The organism is Peptidiphaga sp. (assembly GCF_057238965.1).
In genome coordinates, this window is sequence record NZ_DBHHEV010000069.1 from 1 (window position 1) to 6,433 (window position 6,433).

The following is a 6,433-nucleotide window of genomic DNA, read 5'->3' on the forward strand; positions in this document are numbered from 1 at the left end:
ACCGCTCCTTCCTCAACTACGAGCCCCTCGTCGAGGTCGTCACGAACGTCGAACCGGACCACCTCGACCATTACGGAAGCACGGAGGCTTTCGAGGAGGCCTTCGCCCAGTTCGCCCGGCTGCTCAAAGCCGACGGCGCCCTGGTCGCCTGTGCGGACTCGCCGGGGGCGCTGCGCATGGCCGTCGGCGCCATCGACCGCGGGCAGCGGGTGGTCACCTACGGGCGCGGCGACGGGCCGCGCGGGGCCGCAGCGCACGTGAAGGTCGCGCCCGTCCAAGCTCAATCGGGCCAAGCGCGGCAGGAAAAAGCGGAGTCGGGCGAAGCCGAGCATGGACGATCCAAGCCGGGCGAAGCCGGGACGGGCGAATCGGCGCGTGAGGCCTCGCGGCCCCTAGGCGCGTCGGGCACTTTCGACGACGGCTCGGGGCCCGTCCGCGTGGATCTGAGCGTCGTCGGCGAGCACAATCTGCTCAACGCGGCCGCGGCGTGGGCCGCGGGCGTGGAGTTGGGCGTCGGCCGCGAAGAGATGGCTTCCGCCCTCTCCCGGTTCCTGGGGACAGGCCGGCGTTTCGAGCTGCGAGGAGAAGCCGGGGGAGTCCGGGTGGTCGACGATTACGCGCACCATCCCACCGAGGTTGAAGCCACGCTTCGGGCCGCGCGGGCCGTCGTCGGCGACGGCGCCCTGCGCGTGCTTTTCCAGCCCCATCTGTACTCGCGGACGGCGAACTTCGCCGATCGATTCGCAGAGGCTTTGTCACTGGCCGACGACGTCGTCGTCACAGCCGTGTACGCGGCCCGCGAGGACCCGACGCCGGGAGTCGAGGGCGACCTTGTCACGTCGAGGATGGACCCTGCCCGAGCGCAGTTTGTTCCGGACAGATTCGAGGCGGCCCGCGCCCTCGCTGCGCGCGCCCGCCTCGTCATGACCGTGGGCGCAGGCGACGTAACCGAGCTCGGCCCGACGATCCTCGACCAGATCGGGCAGCGATGAGGCCTCCCAGGCGGCCCAGAAGGCGAGCGGAGGAGGAAGGGGCCCGTCGGCCGGAAGAAGGGTCCCGTCGGCCAGAGAGGCCGGAGGCCGCTTCCTCTCTCAGCCCGTCGAGTCCCTCAGAGGCCCGCACGGGCGAGCAGACCGCCGTTTCCGGAGTCGCGAGCCTCGGCCAGCGCAGAGCCGCCGGCCTCGCGGGCGCGGACCGCCGCGGAGAGCCAAATCTCGCTCCGGAGAGCCGAGACCGCCACGGGCAGGCCGTCGTCGCCGAGATCGTCGAGGGAGGCCCCTCGCGGGGCTGGCGTGCGGCGGCGTCGAAGCGCGAGTCGGACCCGGTCGACATGACGGAGCGTCGCCGCGAGCGCCTGGCCGAGCGTCGCCGCGTGCGCAAGCGCCGAATCGTGCGCGCCTCGGTTGCCGGGACCGCGCTCGTCCTTCTCGCCTGGGTCGTTTTCTTCAGCCCGCTGCTCGCCCTGCGATCGGGCGGGGTCGAGGTTCGCGGGGCGGGCGCCGGCGTCGCCGACGCCGACGTGAAGGCCTCCGTCGCCGAGTACGTTGGGACGCCGCTCGTCCGTCTGAACACGGGCGAGGTCGAATCGAAAGTTCGAAAGAGCCTCCCGATGGTCAAGCGGGCCAAGGTCACGCGAAACTTTCCGGGCGGTGTGACCGTCGCCCTCACACTGCGAAAGCCCGTTGCCTGCATGATGGAGAAGACATCGTGCACGGCCATAGACGAGGACGGCGTGCGCTTGGACCTTCCCAAGAGCCAGACGGCCTCGCTCCCGAAGCTCAAGCTCGCCAACGGCGACGCGCCGCGGGCGACGTCGGTCATGGGCGCCGTGCTCGGAGCCCTCGACGAGGGCACGCGCAGGCAGGTGGCCTCTGTGGAGGTCACGCGCGCGGGGCAGGTCTCCTTCACCCTCCAGGACGGCGCGACCGTAAATTGGGGAGGAGCCGAGGAATCCGCGGTGAAAGCCAGGGTGCTGAAGGGGCTCCTCTCTCAAAAGGTGAAGTTCTACGACGTTTCCGCCCCGCATGCCCCCGTCACCGAGAACTAGGCGGTTTCTTGCGCCTGGCGAACTAGGCGGGTTGTCCCGCACATCCGTCCGTTTCTCACGTATATTCGACTTTGGAATACGCGACACGCCCCGCGCGGAGGTTGAACGGCCGAACACGGCCCTCTACCTTGTCCGCGAAGGTGAACGGAGAAAACTTCAAGTACGAGTTGAAGTCTGAAAGGAAGAGAGCGATGCCCACTCTCAACAACGGCGCGAACATCAAAGTCATCGGTGTGGGCGGCGGCGGTGTGAACGCCGTTGATCGCATGATTCAGGATGGACTCGCAGGCGTCGAGTTCATTGCAATCAACACCGACGGCCAGTCCCTCGTCAAGTCCGAGGCCGAGACCAAGCTCGACATCGGCAGGGAGGTTTCCCGCGGCCTGGGCGCGGGCGCCGACCCGGCGGTAGGCCGGAGGGCCGCCGAGGAGAACGGCGAGGTCATCAGCGCGGCCCTCGAAGACGCCGACATGGTCTTCGTCACCGCAGGGGAAGGCGGCGGAACGGGAACGGGTGCGGCCCCCGTCGTCGCCGAGATCGCCCGGTCCATCGGCGCTTTGACAGTGGGCGTCGTCACCCGGCCCTTCGAGTTCGAGGGGCGCCAGCGGGCGAACAACGCGACGGCCGGCTTGGCCGAACTGCGCAAGGCCGTCGACACCCTCATCGTCATCCCCAACGACCGGCTTTTGGAGATTGCCGACGACAATCTCACGGTCCTCGAGGCCTACCACCTCGCCGACGAGGTTCTGCGCAACGGCGTGAAGGGAATCTCCGACCTCATCACCATTCCGGGACTGGTCAACCTCGACTTCGCGGACGTCAAGGCGATCATGAAGGACGCGGGAACCGCGCTCATGGGCATTGGCGAGGCCACGGGCGACGACAGAGCGATGCGCGCCGCGGAGGCGGCGATCTCCTCGCCGCTCCTCGAAGCGAGCATCGACGGCGCGCACGGCGTGCTTTTGTCGTTCCAATCCGGCGAGAACTTCTCGCTCCAGGAGATGAATCAGGCGTCCAAGCTGGTCCAGGAGGCCGCGGACCCCAGCGCGAACATCATTTTCGGCCACATCATCGACGATTCGCTCGGCGACGTCGTGCGCGTGACCGTCATAGCCGCGGGATTCGACGAGCCGGAAGACGAGCAGTTCACGCCCGCCTCGCGTCCCGCGCAGGCCCCGCCGGCGCGCTCGCGCACATTCGAGGACTCCGTTCCCTCGCACCGCGCCGAGGAGCCGGCCATTCAGCCGGTGAGCACCGGTCAGCACCACATCGCGACGCCGAGCCATCCCGTGGCCGAGCCCGTCGCCAGAACGTCGCCGGCCCCCGCCCGGTCGATTCCCCCGGTCGTCGAGGAGCCCACGACCCGCTCCAGCCGCGACTTGGACATTCCCGCGTTCCTCTTCGAAGACCAGTAAGCTCACGTGTCTCTCGTCGAGTGGGTGCTCGATTCGGCCGTTCCCGGCGGCCGCATTCGAGCCGGTTTCACGTCGCGTCGAGGAGGGGTCTCCGAGGGGTCCTACGAGAGCCTCAACCTCGGTCTGCACGTCGGAGACGACCCTTCCGCCGTTGCCCGCAACAGACTGAGCCTGACGAGCGAGGTCGGATTCATCACGTGGATGGACCAAGTCCACGGCGCCAACGTCGAGGCAGTCGATTCGCAGGTTTTGACGTCCGGCGCCCCCGGGCGCACCTTCGCGGACACCGACGGCCTCGTCATCGACGCCGCCCTGCATCCCTGTTCCGCCGCCGTCATGGTGGCCGACTGCGTCCCCCTGCTCCTCGCCGCCTCAAACGCGCCCATAGCCGCCGCGGTTCACGTCGGACGCTCCGGCCTTTTTGCCGGCATCGCCTCCGTGGCCCTCGAGACGATGCGTGAGAGGGGCGCCCAAGGGATTCGCGCATACCTCGGCCCGTCGATCTGCGGACGGTGCTACGAGGTTCCCGCGGACATGCGGGACGAGGCCGAAAACCTCGCGCCCGGAAGCTATTCGAGGACCTCCTGGGGCACGCCGGCGATCGACATCCCCGAGGCGCTCGAGCTGCAGCTGCGAAAGGCCGAGGTCGACGACGTCGTCCGGTCGGAAATTTGCACGATGGAAGACGCCCGATATTACTCCCATCGCCGCGAGATGGCGGCGAAAAGGGCAAGCGGAAGGTTCGTCGGCCTCGTTCAGGTAAGGCGCGACACGCCTTTCTAAATCGCCGTCAAACGCCGCGATCTGCAATACGTTGGATGGAGTACGCCCCGCGAGTGAAAGAGATATCGGCATGGGAATGTTCCAACGCTTCGTTGACAGGTCGACGCTGAGCGACGAGTACGACGAATACGAGGACGGGTACGAGGAGTACGACGACGAGGAGCGCCTCGACGCCGACGTCTCGCCCATTCGCTCGGTTCCGTCTGTTCCTCAGCTTGCCCGCATCGTGACGGTGCACCCGACCTCCTTTTCCGAGGTCCGAGCTTTCGCTGAGCAGTATCGCTCCGGCCTTCCCGTCATCCTCAATCTGACGGAGACCGACACCGAGTCGCGAAAGCGAATCGTCGACTTCGCGCTCGGCCTGTGCTTCGGCCTCGAAGGCCAGCTCAACAAGGTCTCTGAGGACGTCCTCCTCATGACTCCTCACACAGTGACGATGGACGAGCACGCTGCGGCAGGCGGCGCCCCCGCTTTCTGATGAAAATCGCCGTCGGCATACTTCTTTTTTTCATCCAGTTCTACATGGTCCTCCTCCTTGCGAGGGTCGTCATCGACATCGTGTCCATGATTCTGCGGGACTGGAGCCCGAGGGGCTTCGCCCTGGTCGCCGTCAACATCGTCTACAAAGCCACGGATCCTCCCTTGCGCTTCATCGGCAGGTACGTTCCGCCCCTGCGTCTGGGGCCCGTGGCCTTTGACATGGCTTTTCTCATCGTCATTTTGGGCCTTGGGATTCTCGGAAGGCTGCTCCAGCAGTTTGTTTAGCCTCCTAGGGCCCGCCCAGAACAGCCGCCTGCGCAATCGCCCGGGCGGCTGTCGTGCAACTGAAAGGCCTTTGAGCGCCGAGAATCGTCGAAGCGCGGCATGCCGCGGCAGTGAGACTCGCTCGGTGTTCCTCGGCCGAAGCGACGTTTCGCGTCCAACGGATCGTGTTGCGTTCGTCGCTTCGAACCCGGCCAGGCGTGCCAGGCCGCACCGTCTCGGTCGGCTTGGCCTGAAGCTTCGCGCAGAGTGAACATCGACTCGAGCCCGGGCGGCGTGGGGCGTGGACGCGGGCGTCTTTTCGAGCTTGCGGCCCGGCTTCGTCGTTGAGCGCGCGCGGAATCGATGGCGCCCCGCGGAGGAACGGCGTTCGAACGGCGACCCCCGACCCCGCATGCGAGCGCAGGCTCGGCGCTCGCCGCCCTCGTCTTCGCTTTGAGTTTTTTTGGGAAGGACTCACTCTTCCCGCCATCGACAAACATCGATTTTTGCCTGAGATTTCGCGGATTGATCCGTTGACGTTTCGCTCGCGGCAAAGGCTTGCAGAGATGCAGCACCATTCACACGGTGAACATTGGCACCATTTCGGGTAACGTATCCCTGTAGGCGGCGTTTTTGCCCGCTGAGGAATACGTACCAAAACACAGAGGTGAATACACACATGGCGCTGCTGACTGAATCCGATGTCCTGAATGCACGCTTCAAGGCACCGAGCTCAATCGAGGAGGGATACGACCTTGACCAGGTCGACTTCTTCCTCGACGAAGTTGCCGAAACCATCGCCCAGCTCACCGCTCAGAAGGCTGAGCTGGAAAACGAGCTGAAGAAGGCTCAAGCTCGGATCGCCGAGCTGGAGAACTCCGGCGCCGCCACTGGGCGCGGCGAGGCCCCGTTCTCCGCGGCGACCACGGCCTCCTTCGCGCCGGTTGGAGGCGGCGCAGCTGGAGGCGGCGACACCAACGCCGTCGCAGGCATGCTCGCCCTGGCCCAACAGCTGCATGACAAGTACATCAGCGATGGAAAGGCCGAGGCCGATCGCATCCTCGCCGAGGCCAATGCCGAGAGCCAGCGGATCATTGCCGAAGCGGAGGAGCAGCACAACCGCACGCTCACCCAGCTGGAGCAGGAGCGCGGGCTTCTCGAGCGCAAGATTTCGGAGCTTCGAGACTTCGAGCGGGATTACCGCACTCGCCTCAAGAGCTATCTCGAGTCGCTCTTGGCCGACGTCGAATCGGGTTCCACGCCCTCGTCGGATCAGCGCTGAGCCTGAACGGGCGAACGGCGGCAGCTGCGGGCTGCCGCCGTTCGGCGTAGGACATACCGAATGAGCACGGCACACAAAGCGGGCCGGCTGATGATGTGGGCAATCGTCGTCGGCCTTCTCACGGTCGCCATCGACCAGGCGACCAAGCAATGGGCTCTATCG

At 66.3% G+C, this 6,433-nt stretch carries 7 protein-coding genes; all 7 read left to right on the forward strand.

Features of this window, described 5'->3' with window-relative positions:
- The coding region (locus ACO48X_RS08470) for a glutamate ligase domain-containing protein (RefSeq protein WP_485001650.1) at positions 1 to 992 on the forward strand (992 nt) is incomplete at its 5' end.
- The gene (locus tag ACO48X_RS08475; protein ID WP_485001651.1) at positions 989 to 2,047 is read left to right on the forward strand and encodes a cell division protein FtsQ/DivIB; all 1,059 of its coding nucleotides are present in this window, start codon (positions 989 to 991) and stop codon (positions 2,045 to 2,047) included. The genes ACO48X_RS08470 and ACO48X_RS08475, both read left to right, overlap by 4 nt.
- Before the next feature lie 191 nt (positions 2,048 to 2,238).
- The gene (ftsZ, locus tag ACO48X_RS08480) at positions 2,239 to 3,462 is read left to right on the forward strand and encodes a cell division protein FtsZ (RefSeq protein ID WP_485001652.1); all 1,224 of its coding nucleotides are present in this window, start codon (positions 2,239 to 2,241) and stop codon (positions 3,460 to 3,462) included.
- A gap of 6 nt (positions 3,463 to 3,468) precedes the next feature.
- The gene (locus ACO48X_RS08485; protein ID WP_485001653.1) at positions 3,469 to 4,245 is read left to right on the forward strand and encodes a purine nucleoside phosphorylase YfiH/LACC1 family protein; all 777 of its coding nucleotides are present in this window, start codon (positions 3,469 to 3,471) and stop codon (positions 4,243 to 4,245) included.
- Positions 4,246 to 4,315: 70 nt separating this feature from the next.
- Complete coding sequence (locus ACO48X_RS08490; RefSeq protein WP_009199779.1) at positions 4,316 to 4,723, forward strand: cell division protein SepF; 408 nt, start codon at positions 4,316 to 4,318, stop codon at positions 4,721 to 4,723.
- The gene (locus ACO48X_RS08495) at positions 4,723 to 5,010 is read left to right on the forward strand and encodes a YggT family protein (protein ID WP_485001654.1); all 288 of its coding nucleotides are present in this window, start codon (positions 4,723 to 4,725) and stop codon (positions 5,008 to 5,010) included. The genes ACO48X_RS08490 and ACO48X_RS08495 overlap by 1 nt, the downstream gene beginning before the upstream one ends.
- A gap of 658 nt (positions 5,011 to 5,668) precedes the next feature.
- A complete protein-coding gene (locus ACO48X_RS08500; protein WP_009199776.1) occupies positions 5,669 to 6,271 on the forward strand; it encodes a DivIVA domain-containing protein in 603 nt (200 codons plus the stop codon).
- Positions 6,272 to 6,433: the final 162 nt, after the last annotated feature.

What these genes read in the sequence shown, in the direction of transcription:
- ftsZ (WP_485001652.1), top strand. Translation starts at nt 2,239, where the DNA reads ATGCCCACTCTCAACAACGGCGCGAACATCAAAGTCATCGGTGTGGGC.
- ACO48X_RS08495 (WP_485001654.1), top strand. Translation starts at nt 4,723, where the DNA reads ATGAAAATCGCCGTCGGCATACTTCTTTTTTTCATCCAGTTCTACATG.
- ACO48X_RS08500 (WP_009199776.1), top strand. Translation starts at nt 5,669, where the DNA reads ATGGCGCTGCTGACTGAATCCGATGTCCTGAATGCACGCTTCAAGGCA.
- ACO48X_RS08490 (WP_009199779.1), top strand. Translation starts at nt 4,316, where the DNA reads ATGGGAATGTTCCAACGCTTCGTTGACAGGTCGACGCTGAGCGACGAG.
- ACO48X_RS08475 (WP_485001651.1), top strand. Translation starts at nt 989, where the DNA reads ATGAGGCCTCCCAGGCGGCCCAGAAGGCGAGCGGAGGAGGAAGGGGCC.